This window comes from Xanthomonas sp. NCPPB 1754, assembly GCF_041475725.2.
In the GTDB taxonomy this organism is placed as follows: domain Bacteria; phylum Pseudomonadota; class Gammaproteobacteria; order Xanthomonadales; family Xanthomonadaceae; genus Xanthomonas; species Xanthomonas euvesicatoria.
Genome location: NZ_CM192982.1, coordinates 318640 through 335517 on the forward strand (window position 1 = coordinate 318640; position 16878 = coordinate 335517).

The following is a 16878-nucleotide window of genomic DNA, read 5'->3' on the forward strand; positions in this document are numbered from 1 at the left end:
TTACGGTTAGGTAGTGCGCCGCGGTGGATTCCGAGTGCCCGTCTGTTTCACCGCCGCCGCGGGTCCGTGCGTTTCAGGTGCCGCGTGGTTTTGCTCTGTGGGTAGCTGCGGCTGTCCGCGCCGCAGGAGATTGCGAGCGCCCGTCTGTTTCACCGCCGCCGCGGGTCTGTGCGTTTCAGGTGCCGCGTGGTTTTGCTCTGTGGGTTGCGGCAGCTGTCCAGGGATCGTCCGGCCACGGATGCCTGGGATACCGCCCCTTCATCTCTTTTTTAACGTCCGGATACGTATTCGCCCAGAAACTCTTCAAGTCCTGGGTCACCTGCAACGGCCGCCCGCCGGGCGAGAGCAGGTGCAAGGTCAACGGGATGCGGCCGTCGGCGATGCGTGGGGTTTCGGCCAGGCCGAACAGTTCCTGCAGTTTGACCGCCAGCACCGGCGGTAGCGGTTGGCCGGCGGGGTCGAGGGCATAGCTGATGGGGCGCTCCATGCCGGAAGGCACGCTGATGCGGGTGGGCGCATGGCGGTCGATCCACTGGCGGCGCTCCCAGGGCAGCGCGCTCTTCAGTGCTTCGCCCAGGCTGGCCTCATCCAGCGCGTCCAGGCGGGTCTTGCCGGCGAAGGCCGGGCGTAGCCAGGTGTCCAGCGTCTCCAGCAGTGCGGCATCGGAGAGATCGGGCAGCGCCAGCTCTGGCATCCATCTGTGCAGCGACTGCACGCGGGCGCGCCACTGCTGCAGGCTTTCTGTCCACGGCAGGGCGTCCAGGCCGAGTTGACGCACTGCGTCGGTGAGCGCGGCTGCGGCGTGTGCCGGGTCGACGCGGCCGGCCGGGCGGCTGTCGAGCACGATGCGGTCGAAGCTGGATTGGCGGCGGGCGACCAGGGCCCGTTTGTCCGCGTCCCACTGCACCACGTCCTGCTGCACGAAGCGCTCGGGCAGGCTGCGACGCAGGTAGGCTTCATCCACCGGCGCGGCGCGCAGCAACAGCGCATCCTTGGCTTCATAGCGCAGTTCGCTGGCCACCAGCCACGGTTCGCCGCGCAGATCGCTATGGTCGAACAGGCGCGCGCTGCGGCCGTTGGCGAGCAGGTAGCGCAGCGGGTCGGCCGGATGGCGTGCGGCGATGCGATCGGGAAATGCGTGCGACAGCAGGTCGCCGAGCGCGTGCGCCTCCACGCTGGATGGCGGGGCGCTGTCGCAGCGCAGCCGGCGCCGCCATTGTTTGGCAGCGCTGTCGATGGCAGCCAGGCCGCCACGATCGGCGTCGGCCGCGCTGCGGCCCTGACGAAATGCCGCCAGCGCCCGCCAACGCGCGGCCAGCCCATCGCCACCCTGGCGCAGCGGATCGCGCGCTTCCAGCAACGCGGCCAGGTCGCAGGCCAGCGCCACACGCGGCGCATCGCCGGCCTGCGCCAGCATCGCCGCCAGGCGTGGATGCGTGCCCAGCGCGAGCACGCGCCGGCCGAGCGTGGTGATGCCGCCGCTTGCGGTGAGCGCGCCCAGCCGCTGCAGCAGCTCGTGCGCGGCGGCCAGTGCGCCACTGGGCGGCGCATCGACAAAGCGCAGTGCGCTGCTGCCCCAGGCGGCCAGTTCCAGCGCCAGGCCGGCCAGTTCCACCTGGGTGATCTCGGCACGGCGCTGCGGTTCCAGCCGTTGCGACTGCGGCCACAGCCGGTAAGCCCAGCCGCTGGCGACACGCCCGGCGCGGCCGGCGCGCTGGTCGGCCGAAGCCTGCGCAATGGCGGCCACGTCCAGCCGCGAAAACCCGCTGTTGGGGTCGTAATGCGGCTCGCGCGCCAGCCCGCTGTCGATCACCACGCGCACGCCGGGCAAGGTGACCGAAGATTCGGCCACGTTGGTGGCCAGCACCACGCGGCGGCGGCCTTGCGGGTCGGGCTGCAGTACCTGGCTTTGCGCCTCCACCGACAGCTCGCCGTGCAGCGGCAGCACCTGCACCGCCGGATCCAGCGCCTCCTGCAGTGCGCGATGCACCCGCGCGATCTCGCGCTGGCCGGGCAAAAACACCAGCACGTCGCCGGGATGCGTGGACAACGCGTGCTCCACCGCGCGCCGCGTCTGCGGCTCCAGCGCTTCGTCGCGGCGCGCCGGAAAGTGCGCAATCTCCACCGGGAAACTGCGCCCGGCACTGCTCAGCCGCGGCGCTTCCAGAAAGCCGGCCAGGCGTTCGCCATCCAGCGTGGCCGACATCGCCACGATGCGCAGGTCATCGCGCACCTGCGCCTGCACATCCAGCGCCAGCGCCAGACCCAGGTCGCCGGCCAGATGGCGTTCGTGGAATTCGTCGAACAGCAGCGCGCCGACGCTTTCCAGCATTGGGTCGTCCTGGATCAGCCGGGTCAGGATGCCTTCGGTGACGACTTCGATGCGGGTGCGCGCGGAGGTCTTGTTCTCGAAGCGGATGCGGTACCCCACCGTTTCGCCGACCGGCTCGCCGAGCTGGCGCGCCATGAACTGCGCCGCGCTGCGGGCCGCCACGCGGCGCGGCTCGAGCATCACGATCCTGCGGCCGGCCAGCCACGGCGCGTCCAGCAACGCCAGCGGCACCTGGGTGGTCTTGCCGGCGCCGGGCGGGGCTTCCAGCACCAGCCGCGGATGCGCAGCGAGACTGTCGCGGATCTGCGGCAACAACGGGGAGATCGGAAAAGCAGGGTCGGTCATGCGCGGGAAGGATACGTTTGTGCTGCATAGAGTGCGACAGAGACCTGTGCGCGACTGCCGGCAGCCCGCTGCGTTCCGGCTCACCACAATACAGCGCACGAAACGCTCCACGCTGCAGCGAAACATTGGGTGCGAGAGACGTAATCGCAGCGCTAAATCGGAAATCCCCGTATCCCACTTGGTCAAGGTCTTTCCACAATCGGCAGGCCACTCCGCCAATCCAGAGACGCTATGAACGACTACGGTTCTTATCGCTACCTGCCTGCCGATGGTTGGTACGCTACCTATCCCCAAGTGACCGATACCGACCAGGTGCGCGTCTTCCAACGTGTGGCGCTATGGCGGGTTGCCCCGCACGGTACCATCGTGGGTCTGATCTCCTCGCCCGACGGCGACCAGGAGGACATCGAGTCGCAGCTTCTCAGTGCCCCGCGCGGACAAGGCGTCCACTACATCCACATGGATGATATGACCGAACAAGAACGCGAGCAGATCCGCAACAGACGTTTCAGCTGATCGCACCTGCTGCGTTTTGGGCGCCGTCACGCGTGATCTGACGACGACGGTACGGATGGCGCATGGCCATTCGTACCGTGGTGGCGATTTAGAGCGTGCGTGCGGTTCTCATGCTCTTGCGCCGACAAAGGGCATCCGCTGGACAAGCGCCAGCGGCCAAGCGCGTGCGCTGAAGATCATCCCGCTTCGCGCATCCGGGCGGTCAGGCCCTTGAGGAAGGCGCGCAGCAGCTGGTCGCCGCAGGGGCGGAAATTCTTGTGGCCGGGTTGGCGAAACAGTGCGGAGAGTTCCGGCTTGGACAGCGGGAAACCGGCGCTGGCGAAGATGGCGTGCATGTCGACGTCCTTCAATTCGAAGGCCACGCGCAGCTTCTTCAACACCAGGTTGTTGCCGACGCGGGTTTCCAGCGGGCGTGGCGGCTGGCTCTCGTCGCGGCCGCGGAAGCGCAGCACCAGGCCGTCGAGAAAACGCGCCAGCATCGCATCGGTGCAGGGCTCAAAGCCCGGCTCGTCTTCCTTCTTCAGCCAGGCCTGTACCTGCGGCTTGTCGAGCGCGAACTCGGGGTCGGCCAGGTGGGTGATGTCCACCACCTTGTCGTCGCTGAGGTCGAGCATATAGCGGATGCTGCGCAGTACATCGTTGTGGATCATGACCGTTCCGGTGCCCCGGCCTGTCGCCGGAAAGCGGCCATTCTACGGGGCTTGAGTGAAACCGGTCTGACACCGTGCGCAGGGGGTCATGCGCACCGGCGGCGATGGAAGCGCAGGCCGTCGTGCAGACGGGCCCGAATTGCCTGCACTGCGGCACGACGCAGCGCTCAGCTGCCGCGATAGGTGGAGTACCCGTACGGGGACAGCAGCAGCGGGACATGGTAGTGGCCGTCGTCGGCGATGCCGAAGGCGATCGGGATGCAGTCCAGGAACGGTGGATCGGCCAGCGCCATGCCGGTTGCCTGCCAATAGCGGGCAAGGTCGAATTCCAGCCGGTAGCGGCCGGGTTGCAGCGCGAGCGCGGCCAGGTCCGGGCAGCGGCCGTCGGGATTGGTGACACCCTCGAAGTGCAGCGTCTCGCCGGCGAACAGCCGCAGCGGCACGCCCGCGGCGGGGCGGCCGCTGGCGGTGTCCAGCACGTGCGTGGACAGCGTGCTCATGCCACCGCCTGGGTGGGCTGCGGCCATTGGCCGACGAATTCGGGTTGGTCGTAGGCCAAGTACTGGTCGACGACGGCCTGGCGGTCGTCCAGGAACAACTGGTCGGCCACTGCGCGGGCCAGCCGCGGCAGCGCCACCTTCAGCCCGGACAGCGCGGCGGCCGATGGGCCGTGATTGATCAGCGCCGAATAGTTGAAGGCGAACAGCCCATGCAGCAGCGCGGCATCGTCAGGCGTGCGTGGCAGCAGTTCGAAACCGGGGCCCAGATAGGGGTGTGCGTCCAGCACCGGATTGGCCTGGCCCGGCGGTGGCCGATAGCGGTCGCCCCAGCAGGCGATGCGCCCGGACAGCGCAGCCAGTTCCGGACGCAGCTGCGGATCGGTGACCAGGCCGGTGGCGATGGCAAGGAAATCGAAGCGGTGTTCGCGCTGCGGCGTGCGCACGACGATCTCGTCATCGCGTTCGGCCACGTCCAGCCACGGCGCGCCAAGATGCAGCGCGAAGCCGGCATGCGCACAGGCGCGCTGGAAGGTGTCGTTGGTGGGCGGTTGGTTGTGCGCGAAGAAGCTGGCCATCATCCGATACTTGTCTGCATCCGGCAGCGCCAGAAAACGCGGAATGATGCCGGCCTGTTCCATGTGCCGGAACGGATTGATGCGCGGCAATTCGCTACGCCGCACGAACACCTCGGCACTGGCCAGGCCTTGTTCGAGCGCAAAGCAGGCATTGTCGAAGGCCGAGGCGCCGCCGCCCAGAATGCCCACACGCTTGCCGGCCAGTGCGGCGAAATCGATCTGGGCAGATGTATGCGCATAGCGATGCGCGGGCAGGGCGCGGCTGATCCACTCGGGCACCACCCACTGGCCCCCGCCCTGGATGCCGGTGGCCAGAATCAGTTTGCGCGTGAGCAGGGCGGCGCCCATCGCCAGATGCAGGCGATGGATACCCGGTGCGAAGTCCGGCTCCACGCGGACCAGGCAGGTGGCGTTGCGCACCGGCAAGCGCAGCGTTGTGCGATACCAGCGCAGATAATCCATCCAGCGCGCGCGCGGAATCTTGTCCAGCGCATCCCATGCGGCGCTGCCGTACTGCGCCTCCCACCACGCGCGGAAGGTGAGCGATGGCACGCCCAGATCGATCGAGGTGATGTGCTTGGGCGTGCGCAAGGTCTGCATGCGCGCGTAGGTCACCCACGGGCCTTCCTGGCCCGCCGGGTTTTCGTCGATCACCAGCAGGTTGTGCACACGCTCGCGTTGCAGCGCGAACGCCGCCCCCAGGCCGCTCTGCCCGGCGCCGACGATGATGACGTCGTAGACGTGCCCGCTCGGATGCACGCGCGGTTGCACCCAGGCATCGCCGCCGTGGGCCAGGCATTGCAGGTCGTGGGCGAGGGTACGTTCGAGGTGGGCCGGCTCATGGCAGTGCCTCCAGGCGCAGGTGAACGATCTTGCCGATTTCGGCGATGGCGGTGGCGATCTCTGCATTGCGCGCGGCCTCCAGCCGCTGCGCCAGCGCGGCCAGAATGCCGGCCTTGTCGTGCAGCCGCACGCAGATCACGAACGGAAATCCGAAACGGTGGCGATAGGCCTGATTGAGCGCGTGGAAGCGCTTGAATTCGTCCTCGCTGAGCCGGTCCAGCCCGGCCGAAGCCTGCTCCGCGGCCGATGCTTCGGTGAGCGTGCGGTCGATCGCGGCCTTGCCGGCCAGCTCGGGGTGGGCGCGGATCAGTGCGACCTGATCTTGCGGCGATGCGTCGTAGACCACCTGCATCAGGCCCCGCTGCACATCGGCCAACGGCCGCCGGCGCAGCGCACGTTCAACCACCCACGGCGAGTGCTCGAACAGGTCGCGGTAGCGCGCCAGGAAGGCGGCATCGTCCAGCGCGGGGTCGTCGACCACGCTCATGCGTGCGTGCCTTGCAACGAGACATGCGCAGCCACCACTTTCCAGCCGTCGGCAAAGCGCACCCAGCTCTGGCTTTGCCGCCCGCGTGCGCTGCTGCCCTCGCGAATGAACTCTGCGTGCGTAGTGGCAAAGTCATGCCCGAAGCCGTGTACCTGCACATGTGCGAGCTGGCGTTGCGGCGAACCACCGCGGCCGCTGCGAAATGCGCGGATCGCATCGATGCCGTACAACACTTCGCCCACGCCATAGCGCACCGTGCTGGGCGCTGCATGAAACAGCGCATCCATCGCCGCGATGTCGTCGCGCATCAGCGCGGTTTCGTAGGCATGGAAGGCGGCCGTCACTTGCGCGATCACCTCGGGCAGATCGATCCGGGAGGCGGCAATGCTCATGCCGGGTGCACCTGCAGCCAATGGCGCGCAATATCGATGCGGCGCGCAATCCAGGCATCGCCGCTGGCCAGTACATGATCGACAAAGCGCGCCAGCGCCGCCGCGCGTGCCGGCTTGCCCACGATGCGCCCGTGCAGGCCGATCGAAAGCATGCGCCCGCCTTCGCTGCGCAATTGTTCGAAGCTGTCGCGCAGATAGCGGAAGAACGGCTCGCCATCGGCAAAGCCGTTATAGGCGACGAATTTCATATCGTTGGCATCCAGCGTGTACGGCACGATCAACTGCGCACGGCCGTGGCGGTGGTCGTAGTACGGCACATCGTCGGCGTAGCTGTCGGCGTCGTAGACGAAGCCGCCTTCCTCGGCAATCAGGCGGGCGGTGTTGGGGCTGGTGCGCCCCTGATACCAACCCAGCGGGCGGCTGCCGGTGACGCGCGTATGCACGGCGATGGCCTGCGCGATATGCGCGCGTTCGGTGGCCTCGTCCACGTGTTGATAATCGATCCAGCGCAGACCGTGACTGGCGATTTCCCACTGGGCCGCCTGCATCGCGGCCACCGCATCCGGATTGGATGCCAAGGCCTGCGCCACCCCGAACACCGTCACCGGCACGTTGCGTGCAGTGAACAAGCGATGCAGCCGCCAGAAGCCGGCGCGGCTGCCGTATTCGTACAGGCTTTCCATGGCCATGGCGCGTGCGCCGGGCTGCGCGTGCGCACCGACCATTTCGGACAGGAACGCTTCGGACCCGGCATCGCCATTGAGCACGCAGTTTTCTGCGCCTTCTTCGTAATTGATCACGAACTGCACTGCGATGCGCGCGCCGCCCGGCCATTGCGCCGCGGGCGGCGTTGCGCCATAGCCGAGTAGGTCGCGCGCAGCGTTCATGCCTGCGCTTCCGCGTGCCAGGCGGCCAGTGCCGCTTCCACCGCCAGGCCGTGCGTGCAGGCATCACCTTCGGCGCGCAGTACCGCTTCCAGTGCGGCCAGGGTGATCAGCACCTTGTGCTTCATCGCGTTGTAGCCCATCGCGCCGATGCGCCAGATCTTGCCCTGCAGCGGCCCGAACGCGGTGCCGATCTCGATCTCGAAATCCTCACGCATGCGGCGGCGCACCGCCTCGCCGTCGATGCCAGGCGGAATCACCACGCCGGTGACGTTGCGCATGCGATGCGCATCGTCGCCGAACACTTCCAGCCCCAACGCGCGGATACCTGCACTGACCGCGCGCCCGGCCGCCGCGTGGCGCGCGAAGCGTGCATCCAGGCCTTCCTGCAGGGCCACGCGTGCGCATTCGCGGGCGCCGTACAGCATGGTGGTGGCTTCGGTGTGGTGATTGAGGCGCTTGTCCGACCAGTAATCCATGATCATCGCCAGGTCGAAATAGTTCGAGGCGATGCGCGGGCCGCTGCCGTTGGCGATGTCGGCGCGCACGATGCCGCGTTCGACATGGCGACGCGCGAAGATGGCCTCGGCCGCGCGCTCGGACACGGTGATCGGCGCCGAGCCGGACGGCCCGCCCAGGCATTTCTGCAAACCGCCGGTAACCACGTCCACCTCCCAGCGGTCGCTGGCGACGGGCATGCCGCCGATGGTGGCGGTGGCGTCCACATAACTCAGCGCGCCAGCTGCGCGGCACAACGCACCGACGCCATCGAGCGGCTGGGCCATGGTGGTGGAGGTGTCGCCGTGCACGGTGGCCACCAGCCTGGGCGCCACGCGCTCGATCGCCTCGGCAATCGCGCTCAGCGGCAGTACCTCGCCCCACGGCGCATCCACCGTGTGCACATCGGCGCCGAGACGGCCCAGGATTTCGGTGAGCAGCAACCCGAAGCGGCCGAAGTTGAGCACCAGCACGCGCTCGCCAGGGCTGACCAGCGACACCAGCGCCGCTTCGATGCCGGCGCGCGCGGTGCCATCGACCAGGAACGTCCAGCGATTCTCGGTGCCGAACAATGGCCGATAGAGCGCCATCACCTCGTTCATGTAGGCGGTCATTTCCGGATCGAACTGCCCCAGCAGATCGGCGGCCATCGCACGCAGCACGCGCGGATGCGCATTGACCGGGCCCGGGCCCATCAACAGGCGCTGCGGGGGATCGAGTTCGCCAAAGGTGTGCAGCTGACGCAGATCAGGTGACAAGGGGTTCTCCCAGGTGTTCGATGAAATGGCGCATGACCGCCAGTGCAATCTCGGCATCGGCCGGATCGACATGCTCGTCCGGATGATGGCTGATCCCGCCGGCGCAGCGCACGAACAGCATCGCCGTAGGACACAGCGCTGCCATCACCATGGCATCGTGGCCCGCACCGGAGACCAGCTGGCGCGGTGCGATGCCTTGCGCGGCAACCGCATGTTCCAGCCGCGTGATCAGTGCCGGCGCGCAGGGGCTGGCAGCCAGTGTCTGCAGTGGCTCGATGGCGATGGCGATGCCGCGGTGGATGGCGATCTGCGCCAGTGCCTGTTCGATCTGATGCACGGCGGCATCGCGGCTCGCGTCGCTGCCGGCGCGCACGTCCAGCGTGCAGTCCACACGCCCCGGCACCACGTTGGTGGCGCCGGGTGCCATCTGCAGCGTGCCGACGGTGGCAACCAGATCGCTGCTGCCTACGCGCGCGATGCGCTCGATGGCCAGCAGCGCTTCGGCGGCGGCGCTCAACGCGTCGCGGCGCAGTGCCATGCTGGTGGTGCCGGCATGCCCGGCGCGGCCCTCGAAGCGCAGCGCGAAGCGCCGCTGGGCGGCGATGGCGCTGACGATGCCGAGCGGCAATCCTTCGGCTTCCAGTACCGGGCCTTGTTCGATATGCGTTTCCAGATACGCCAGCACGCTGCCCGGGGCGCGGGCGGCGTGCTGCACGTGGGCGATGTCCAGGTTCCACGCGGCCAGGGCGCTGGCCACCGTGACGCCGGCGGCGTCGGTGACCGCCAGCCTGGCGGGGTCGAGCGTGCCGGCCACCGCGCGGCTGCAGAACATGGACGCGGGAAAGCGCGAGCCTTCCTCGTCGCCGAAGGCGATGACCTCGATGGCGAACGGTAGCCTGCGCCCCTGTGCATGCAGCGCAGCGACGCATTCGATCCCGAGCAGGATGCCGAGCGGGCCGTCGTAGCGCCCGGCATCGCGCACGCTGTCCAGGTGGCTGCCGATCAGCAGCGCCGGCGTGTCTGGCCGCGTGCCGGCGTACCGGCCCACCAATGTGCCGAGGGGATCGATGCGCACCTGCATGCCGGCCGCCCTCATCCAGGTGCCCACCTGTTCCACCGTGGCGCGGTGGGCAGGACCAAGCCAGCCGCGGAATAGCCCGGTATCGCTATCGCTGTAGGGCGCAACGCCCAGCGCGTCGCAGCGTGCCACCGCACGCGCACCGCCAGGAGCGGTGAGGTCGGCGGTCGCTTGGCGGGACGGCAGGGCAGCGGGCATCGACAGGACCAACGGGGCTCGCGGAGCCTTCAACAGCGGTCCAGGAGCAGGCGGGAGAGGTGACGCTTGGACTATAGGGAGGCAGTCCTGTCGCCATCAAAGAGTTTTTTCGCGGGCTTGTGCTGCAAAAAATGCAATGCGGTACCTGGCCCGATGGCATGGGGCTGCCAGCGGCAGGCGTGCCCTTGCGAGAACCTCATCCGGCGAACGCGTGCGCGTGTCAGCGGCACCTCGGCCACGGTCTTGCCCGAACCGGTTGGCGGCAACGCCGCGAATGCACCGCAACGCCGTGGGTGCTGCGTCACGCGCAGCCCATGCGCCACACGCCGCGCGAAGGAAAACCTCGGAACGTGCTCATGGGGCGGGGGCGGCTGTTCATACAGTTCGGGAGGATCGCGCTGCAACTGCATCGGCCGATCGACTGCATGGCGCTGCTGCGGTCAGGCGCGCCTTCGCGCGCGTGCGGCAGCCAACGGCATGACGGGGCTGCCTGGCGCCGCTCAACCGCCGTCCGCACATCCAAGGTCGTGCCGTAACGCAGCCACGCACTCGTCCACGAAGGTGCGCACCTTCGACGAGCCGCGGCGGCCTTCGACATGGACCACGTGCACCGGTTCGGGCGCGATCTCGAAGGCATCCAGCACGCTGACCAGCGTTCCGTTTTGCAGGTGTTCGCGGACCTGGTAGGACGGCACTTGCGTGAGGCCCCACCCATCCACTGCGGCAACGATGGCGGCGTTGAATGCGCTGACGCTCAGGCGCGAGGCAACGTCCACCTCATGCGCACGGCCATCCAGACGAAACGCCCACTTGGGTGCGCGTTCGGCCGCGGAAGTGGAAATCGTTGCATGCTGCGGCAGCCTGTCCGGGTGCTGCGGTATGCCGTGTTCTGCAAGATAGCCGGGCGAGGCACAGACCATGCGACGGACGCTGCCGACCGGGATGGCAGTCAGCGACGAATCGGGCAACGTGCCGATCCGGATCGCCACATCGATGCCTTCCTCCAGCAGCGGCACGACGCGGTCCACCAGCAGTGTCCGTGCGCGCATCGCCGGGTAACGGCTGAGGAAGTGCGCTACGACAGGTGTGACATGCAGTGCACCGAACATCTGCGGGGCAGTCACGGTGAGCAAGCCGCTGGGGAGCGTATGCAGCCCAGCGGCGCGGCTTTCGACATCCTCCAGCTCGGCCAACAGGCGCCGGCAGTCGCTTGCATACTGCTGGCCTGCCGCGGTGAACCGCATGGTGCGTGTGCTGCGCACCACCAGCAGCACGCCCAGCCGCGCTTCCAGCTGCGCGATGGTGCGCGTGACTGTGGCGGTGGAAATGCCGAGATGGCGTGCGACACCCGCAAAGCTGGTGTGCTCGGCCAGCGCGGCAAACAGCGTCATTTCCTGGATGCGGTCCACCTGCGCCTCGACTTCGACAATCACCTTCGACCGGGCACGCAGCCTAGCAGCCCGATGTGAGCAACCCCTGGATGCCGCATGCGCCATGCAGCGCATGCAAACGCAACAGTGGCCGCGGCATTGCGTGCGATGCAATGCTCAATTGAATCCCAGGGTGGTTCTCGTGCTGGACCGGCGCACCTAGCATGGCCGCCTTTCCACACGCTTTGCCGCACCAGCATGCACGCCGACCCACGCATCAATTCCCACCGGCAACATGCGCCGGCGTTACACGGGCGCCGCTCCATCCTGCGCCTGGGGTGGATTGGCACGGCACTGGCCCTGGGGGCCGGCAGATTGCGTGCAGCCGACACTTCCGGCGCATACACCCCACCACTTGACGGAGGCAGCATGTCCCACGACTCCACCCAGCGCATCAGGTATCGCACCCAGCAGGTTGGCGATGTCCAGGTGTTCTATCGCGAAGCAGGGCGCAAGGACGCACCGGTCCTGTTGCTGTTGCATGGGTTTCCCAGTGCCAGCCACATGTTCCGCGACCTGATGCCGCTGCTGGCAAGCCAATACCGTCTGATCGCCCCGGATCTCCCCGGCTTCGGCATGACCAAGGCACCGCCGCGTGGGCAGTTCGATTACACCTTCGAGGCGCTCTACAAGGTGATCGAAGGCTTTACCGACGCCTTGGGGCTGACGCGTTATGGCCTGTACCTGTTCGACTACGGTGCACCGGTCGGCTTCCGCCTTGCGGCCGCGCATCCGGAACGGGTGAGCGCCATCATCAGCCAGAACGGCAATGCCTACCTGGATGGCTTCAGCGACCAATGGGACGCCTGGCAAGCCTACTGGCGTGAGCCAAGCGCCGCCAATCGCGAGGCCTGCCGTGCATCGTTGTCGCCGCAGACCATTCGTGAGTGGCAGTACGGTACCGGTGTCGCGCCCGGGGCACTGTCGCCGGACGGCTACATGCTGGATATCGCCTACATGGCGCGCCCGGGCGCCGAAGAGATCCAGCTCGACCTGATCCTGGATTACCGCAGCAACGTGGCAGCGTACCCGGCATTCCAAGCGTATTTTCGTACCCATCAGCCGCCATTGCTGGCCGTGTGGGGCAAGCACGACCCAGCCTTTATCCCGGCCGGCGCGCAGGCCTACCGCAAGGATCTGCCAAAGGCCGAAGTGCACCTGCTGGACACAGGGCACTTTGCACTGGAGACGCATGCGGTGGAGATTGCGCACTACATCAGTGAGTTCTTGCCGCGTACGCTCGCGCCGTCTGTATGACGCGGGGCCGTGTTGATGCCACTGCATCGCCAACGTGCGCTGAGGTCCAACGGCGCTGCCTGACACAGGATCGCCAAATGCTGCCGTTCTGGAGCGGCCTTGCACTGCTTCGAGATGTGGTTGGTAGTCCAGTGTGAGATGGCGCGCACTCACACTGGAGCAGACGGTACGGGGCTTGGAGCAGCTAACAAAACGACTGCAGCCGCCAGGCGGGCGCGGCCTGTTCCCGGAATCGGCATGTACCACGCGTACACTGCGGTTCTGAGCGCGCCTTCCGCGCCCACCTGACGGCGGCGCGCGACGTGTTGTTGGCCGCGCTCAGTCTGCCGACAGCGACCCCAGGGTGAAGCCGGAAACCGCATTGACCTTGCCGCGCCACAACACGCCACGGTTGCTTGGCAGCGGCTGGCCGCCCGGTGAGAAGCAACGCGCATCGATCAGGTGGATGAACTGCGGCGGCGTGCTGCTCTGCTGCGCATCGTCTTCGGAATCGTAGATGCTGGCGTGGCTGGCAAACGCGCGACGGATATCTTCTTTTTCATCGGCCGCGCCGGGGTAGGCCGCAGAGAACTCCTGCGCAAATGCCTCGAAATACCGCTTGCCGCTGACCAACTGGCCGGAAATGACGATGCCTTCGACAAACAGCGTGACGCCGAACTGCACGTCCGAGGTGTTGGCAATGCCGACCAGCTTCTGCAGATACCAATCCACGCTCTGGCCATCGAACGCCAGCTTGACGTCTTCCAGCGACGGTTGATGTTGATCTTGGTCTGTCATGTTGCTCTCCTTGAGTGGATTGGACGACGCGTTAGCCGTAACGCAGATGTGGATGGCGCGCCGTTGGCGTGCCTAAGCATGGCACACGGATCGCCAAGGTTGCCGTGGTTGGGTTCGCTACGAAGGCTTCGGCACGATGGTCTTGCGACACATGGACACTTTCACCCGGTGCATGCCCATGGCGCGCATGGGGCGAGCGACCGCAGCGGAACGACCGCCCTAGTCACCACCCCGCCACCACCCCATCGGAGCGCGGATCACTGGCGCCGCTGATCACGCCATCGACCTCGCGCACCAAGGCACCGGCATGCCCCATCACCGCGCTGTACGCCGGCAGCAGTTCCACCGCATGCCCGGCGTTGCGCAGGGCTTGCACGACGGCCGGGTCGAAGCGGTCTTCCAGCTTCAACGCCGTGCAGTCTTCGCCCCAGGTGCGGCCGAGCAGCCAGCGCGGTGCGCTGACCGCCTGCTGCAGCGGCATGCCGAAGCGGGCGTAGCGGGAGAACACGGCGGCCTGGGTTTGCGGTTGGCCTTCGCCGCCCATGGTGCCGTAGGCCATCACGCGGCCATCGTCGAAGGTGGCCAGTGCCGGGTTGAGGGTGTGGAAGGGTTTGCGGCCTGGGGCAAGGGCGTTCCAGCCATCGGGGGCGAGGCGAAAGCTGCAGCCTCGGTTCTGCCAGGTGATGCCGGTGCGCGGCAGCACCAGGCCGGAGCCGAATTCGAAGTAGGTGGACTGGATGCAACTGACCGCGCGGCCGTGCGCGTCGATGGCGCCGAACCAGACGGTGTCGCCTGCTTGCGAGGGCTGTGGCCACGGCAGTGCGGCGCTCATGTCGATGCGTGCGGCGAGCGCATCGAGTGCGGTGCTGTCGTCGAGCAGGGCTTGCGCGTCGAGCGTCATCCAGGCGGGGTCGCCCAGGTGTGCGTCGCGGATCAGGAACGCCTGCTTGCTGGCTTCGATCAGCCCGTGCAGGTGTGCGTAGCTGTCTGCGTCTTCCACCTTCAGGCGATCGAAGAGCGCCAGGATCAACAGCGAGGCGAGCCCCTGCGTGGGTGGCGCGTGGTTGTAGAGGCGCGCGCCCTGGATGACAACCGATAACGGCACGCTGACGTCGGCGCGATGGATCGCCAGGTCGTGTGCGCTGAGCGGGCTGTCCAATGCCTGCAGGTCTGCGGCGATATCGTGTGCGATCGCGCCACGATAGAAACTCTCCAGCCCTTCATCGGCGAGCCGCTGCAGGGTGCGCGCGAGCTGCGCCTGGTGCAGCAGCGCGCCTTCGCCCAGCGGGACGCCGTGCGGCTCGAAGATCTCGGCATAGGCGCCGGGTTGCAGACGCAGTTCTGTGCCCTTGCTGGCGGCGATCTGCGCCCCGCCCAGCGTGACCGGCACGCCGGCGCTGGCGTGATGGATCGCATCGCTCAACAGGCGTTGCAGCGACACGCTGCCGTTTGCCTGCTGCAGGGCCAGCGCCCAGCCGGAGACGGTGCCGGCCACGGTATTGGCCGCGCCTGGCCCGCGCCACGGAACGTGGGCGTGGCCGCGATAGAAATCCAGTGTTGCCGCCTGCGCCGCGCGGCCGCAGGCATCGATGGCATGCACGCGGCCATCGGGTTCGTGGATGAGCCAGAAGCCATCGCCGCCGATGCCGGTCATGTGCGGGTAGACCACCGCCAGGCAGGCGGCGGTGGCCACGGCCGCTTCGACGGCATTGCCGCCGTCGCGCAAGACATCGCGCCCGGCCTGTGCGGCCAAGTGGTGCGGTGCGACCACCATGCCGCGGCGCGCGCGCAGGGTATGCACCATCAGCGTGACTCCGGCGGCGGGCTGAAGGCGAGCAGGCCGTCGCGTTCGAGTTGCGCGGCCAGCGCAAACAGGCGGTCTTCACGGCCGGGCGCGGCGATCAGTTGCACGCCCAGTGGCAGGCGCCCGGGACGCGGCAACGGTGCGGCCAGCACCGGGCAGGCGGCCAGGCCGAGTGGCTGGGTAAAAATGCCCAGGTTCGCGCGTGCGGAGACGGGCAAACCGTCGATCTGGATGGTGTCCTGGTCGATGCGTGGCGCCACGCACGGGGTGGCCGGCGCGATGAGCACCTCCACCTGGTCCCACAGCGCGTGCATGGCATCGGCAAACCATTGTGCGAAGCGGTGCGCATCGGCCACCGCGCTGGCGGGCAGCTGCAAGCCGGCGAGCAGGCGGTCGCGGGTGGCCGGGTCGAACTGCGCGCCGTGCGCGGTGAGTGCGCTGCGGTGACGATGCCCGCCTTCGGCAGCGGTCAGGACGAAGGCAGCGGCGCGTGCGCGTTCGGCCTCCGGCAGGTCGATCGACGAAAGGCTGTTGCAGGCGGTGAGCAGGGCCTGCAGCCCGGCCTCCAGATCCGGATCCAGATTGCGTTCAAACCAGCCGCCCAACCGCGCGACACGCAGGTTGCCGGCATGGCACGAAGGCAGCGGCTGCCCGCGCAGTACCTCATGGATGCGGCGCAGGTCGGCCACCGAGGTGGCGAATGGGCCGGCCACGTCCAGTGCGTCGACAAACGGGAACACGCCATCCAGGGGCACGGCGCCGTGCGTGGGGCGCAGGCCGTAGATGCCGCACAGCGCGGCCGGCACGCGGATGGAACCATTGGTGTCCGAGCCAAGCGCGAACGGCACCAGCCCGGCCGCCACCGCAGCCGCCGAGCCGCCCGACGAGCCGCCCGCCAGGTGCTGGAGATCGTGTGGATTGGCGGTGGTGCCGTAATGCGCGTTGACGGTGGCAAAACCGTACGCGAATTCGTCCATGTTGGCGGTACCCACCAGCACGGCCCCGGCGTCGCTGAGCCGTTGCACCACCGCCGCATCGCGGCTGGCCGGCGGGCAGTGCGCACGCACCGCGGCGCCGGCGGTGGTGACCTGCCCGGCGACGTCGAACAGGTCCTTGACCACGAATGGCACGCCGGCCAACGCGCCCCCGTCGCTGCCCCCGGCAAGCGCGGCCTGCACGCGCGCGGCATCAGCCGCGGCACGCGCCGGCAGCAGGCGGGTGATGGCGCACAGGCGGTCGTTGGCCTGGTTGATGCGCGTCAGCGTCTGGGTGGCCAGTCGCGCGGCCAGCGTGGGCTGGCTGCGCGTGGTGCTGACGATGGAGGCAATCTGGCCGCGCGCACCGCCGCCCTCGTGTGCCGTTGCAGGCGGCGCATGGAAGCTGGCCAGCAGCTGCGCGTGCCCACGCAGCACTTCGGTATTGCGATCGACGCCTGCCTGCCATTGCGCGGGGAGTTGCATGGATCACCTGTTGGAAGCGGGGATTGGGGAGTTGAGATTTGCTTGTGTGCTTGGCGTGCGGGTCGTGCAAACGTGCTGGCTGATGCGTTGAGAG

General features: G+C 67.9%; 15 protein-coding genes and 1 other RNA gene. 3 read left to right on the forward strand and 13 right to left on the reverse strand.

What is annotated here, in order from left to right; translation table 11 throughout:
• Nucleotides 1-175: 175 nt before the first annotated feature.
• Nucleotides 176-2677: an ATP-dependent helicase HrpB gene (gene hrpB / locus ACCQ15_RS01410; protein WP_372381124.1), complete on the reverse strand. Its 2502-nt coding sequence runs from the start codon at nucleotides 2675-2677 to the stop codon at nucleotides 176-178.
• Between the two features lie 231 nt (nucleotides 2678-2908).
• Here hrpB and ACCQ15_RS01415 point away from each other — a divergent pair, with 231 nt between their 5' ends.
• A complete protein-coding gene (locus tag ACCQ15_RS01415; RefSeq protein WP_008572328.1) occupies nucleotides 2909-3193 on the forward strand; it encodes a hypothetical protein in 285 nt (94 codons plus the stop codon).
• 176 nt (nucleotides 3194-3369) lie between these two features.
• Here the strand turns inward: ACCQ15_RS01415 and ACCQ15_RS01420 are convergent, their stop codons facing one another.
• The 9 genes from ACCQ15_RS01420 to ACCQ15_RS01460 form a co-directional block, all read right to left on the reverse strand.
• Complete coding sequence (locus ACCQ15_RS01420; RefSeq protein WP_003489391.1) at nucleotides 3370-3843, reverse strand: YehS family protein; 474 nt, start codon at nucleotides 3841-3843, stop codon at nucleotides 3370-3372.
• Nucleotides 3844-4010: 167 nt separating this feature from the next.
• Nucleotides 4011-4370, reverse strand: coding sequence for a hydroxyisourate hydrolase (gene uraH / locus ACCQ15_RS01425; protein ID WP_014089054.1), 360 nt, complete (start codon nucleotides 4368-4370; stop codon nucleotides 4011-4013).
• The gene (hpyO, locus tag ACCQ15_RS01430) at nucleotides 4340-5722 is read right to left on the reverse strand and encodes an FAD-dependent urate hydroxylase HpyO (protein WP_372381527.1); all 1383 of its coding nucleotides are present in this window, start codon (nucleotides 5720-5722) and stop codon (nucleotides 4340-4342) included. Before hpyO ends, uraH begins: the two co-directional genes overlap by 31 nt.
• A gap of 34 nt (nucleotides 5723-5756) precedes the next feature.
• Nucleotides 5757-6248: a 2-oxo-4-hydroxy-4-carboxy-5-ureidoimidazoline decarboxylase gene (gene uraD, locus ACCQ15_RS01435; protein WP_136733378.1), complete on the reverse strand. Its 492-nt coding sequence runs from the start codon at nucleotides 6246-6248 to the stop codon at nucleotides 5757-5759.
• Nucleotides 6245-6640, reverse strand: coding sequence for an oxalurate catabolism protein HpxZ (gene hpxZ / locus ACCQ15_RS01440; protein ID WP_014089057.1), 396 nt, complete (start codon nucleotides 6638-6640; stop codon nucleotides 6245-6247). Before hpxZ ends, uraD begins: the two co-directional genes overlap by 4 nt.
• Nucleotides 6637-7527, reverse strand: coding sequence for an allantoinase PuuE (puuE, locus tag ACCQ15_RS01445; protein ID WP_372183981.1), 891 nt, complete (start codon nucleotides 7525-7527; stop codon nucleotides 6637-6639). Before puuE ends, hpxZ begins: the two co-directional genes overlap by 4 nt.
• Complete coding sequence (locus tag ACCQ15_RS01450; RefSeq protein WP_372381125.1) at nucleotides 7524-8780, reverse strand: pyridoxal-phosphate-dependent aminotransferase family protein; 1257 nt, start codon at nucleotides 8778-8780, stop codon at nucleotides 7524-7526. The genes puuE and ACCQ15_RS01450 overlap by 4 nt, the downstream gene beginning before the upstream one ends.
• A complete protein-coding gene (locus tag ACCQ15_RS01455) occupies nucleotides 8770-10056 on the reverse strand; it encodes an allantoate amidohydrolase (protein ID WP_008572340.1) in 1287 nt (428 codons plus the stop codon). Before ACCQ15_RS01455 ends, ACCQ15_RS01450 begins: the two co-directional genes overlap by 11 nt.
• Before the next feature lie 500 nt (nucleotides 10057-10556).
• Nucleotides 10557-11489 carry a LysR family transcriptional regulator gene (locus ACCQ15_RS01460; protein ID WP_122273420.1) on the reverse strand — a complete coding sequence of 311 codons (933 nt, stop codon included), beginning with the start codon at nucleotides 11487-11489 and terminating at the stop codon, nucleotides 10557-10559.
• 366 nt (nucleotides 11490-11855) lie between these two features.
• Between ACCQ15_RS01460 and ACCQ15_RS01465 the strand changes: the two genes are divergently transcribed.
• Together ACCQ15_RS01465 and ACCQ15_RS01470 are read left to right on the forward strand one after the other, a co-directional pair.
• A complete protein-coding gene (locus ACCQ15_RS01465) occupies nucleotides 11856-12743 on the forward strand; it encodes an alpha/beta fold hydrolase (RefSeq protein ID WP_372381126.1) in 888 nt (295 codons plus the stop codon).
• A 237-nt stretch (nucleotides 12744-12980) separates the two neighbouring features.
• Nucleotides 12981-13057, forward strand: a non-coding RNA gene (locus ACCQ15_RS01470) — sX9 sRNA.
• Nucleotides 13058-13061: 4 nt separating this feature from the next.
• Here ACCQ15_RS01470 and gvpU read toward each other — a convergent pair.
• The 3 genes from gvpU to ACCQ15_RS01485 all read right to left on the reverse strand — a co-directional run bounded on the left by gvpU (nucleotide 13062) and on the right by ACCQ15_RS01485 (nucleotide 16784).
• The gene (gene gvpU / locus ACCQ15_RS01475) at nucleotides 13062-13520 is read right to left on the reverse strand and encodes a gas vesicle accessory protein GvpU (RefSeq protein ID WP_008572349.1); all 459 of its coding nucleotides are present in this window, start codon (nucleotides 13518-13520) and stop codon (nucleotides 13062-13064) included.
• 223 nt (nucleotides 13521-13743) lie between these two features.
• Entirely contained in the window at nucleotides 13744-15324 is a 1581-nt protein-coding gene (locus tag ACCQ15_RS01480) for a gamma-glutamyltransferase family protein (protein WP_372381127.1), read from the reverse strand.
• A complete protein-coding gene (locus ACCQ15_RS01485) occupies nucleotides 15324-16784 on the reverse strand; it encodes an AtzE family amidohydrolase (protein WP_011346014.1) in 1461 nt (486 codons plus the stop codon). Before ACCQ15_RS01485 ends, ACCQ15_RS01480 begins: the two co-directional genes overlap by 1 nt.
• Between the last annotated feature and the right edge of the window lie 94 nt (nucleotides 16785-16878).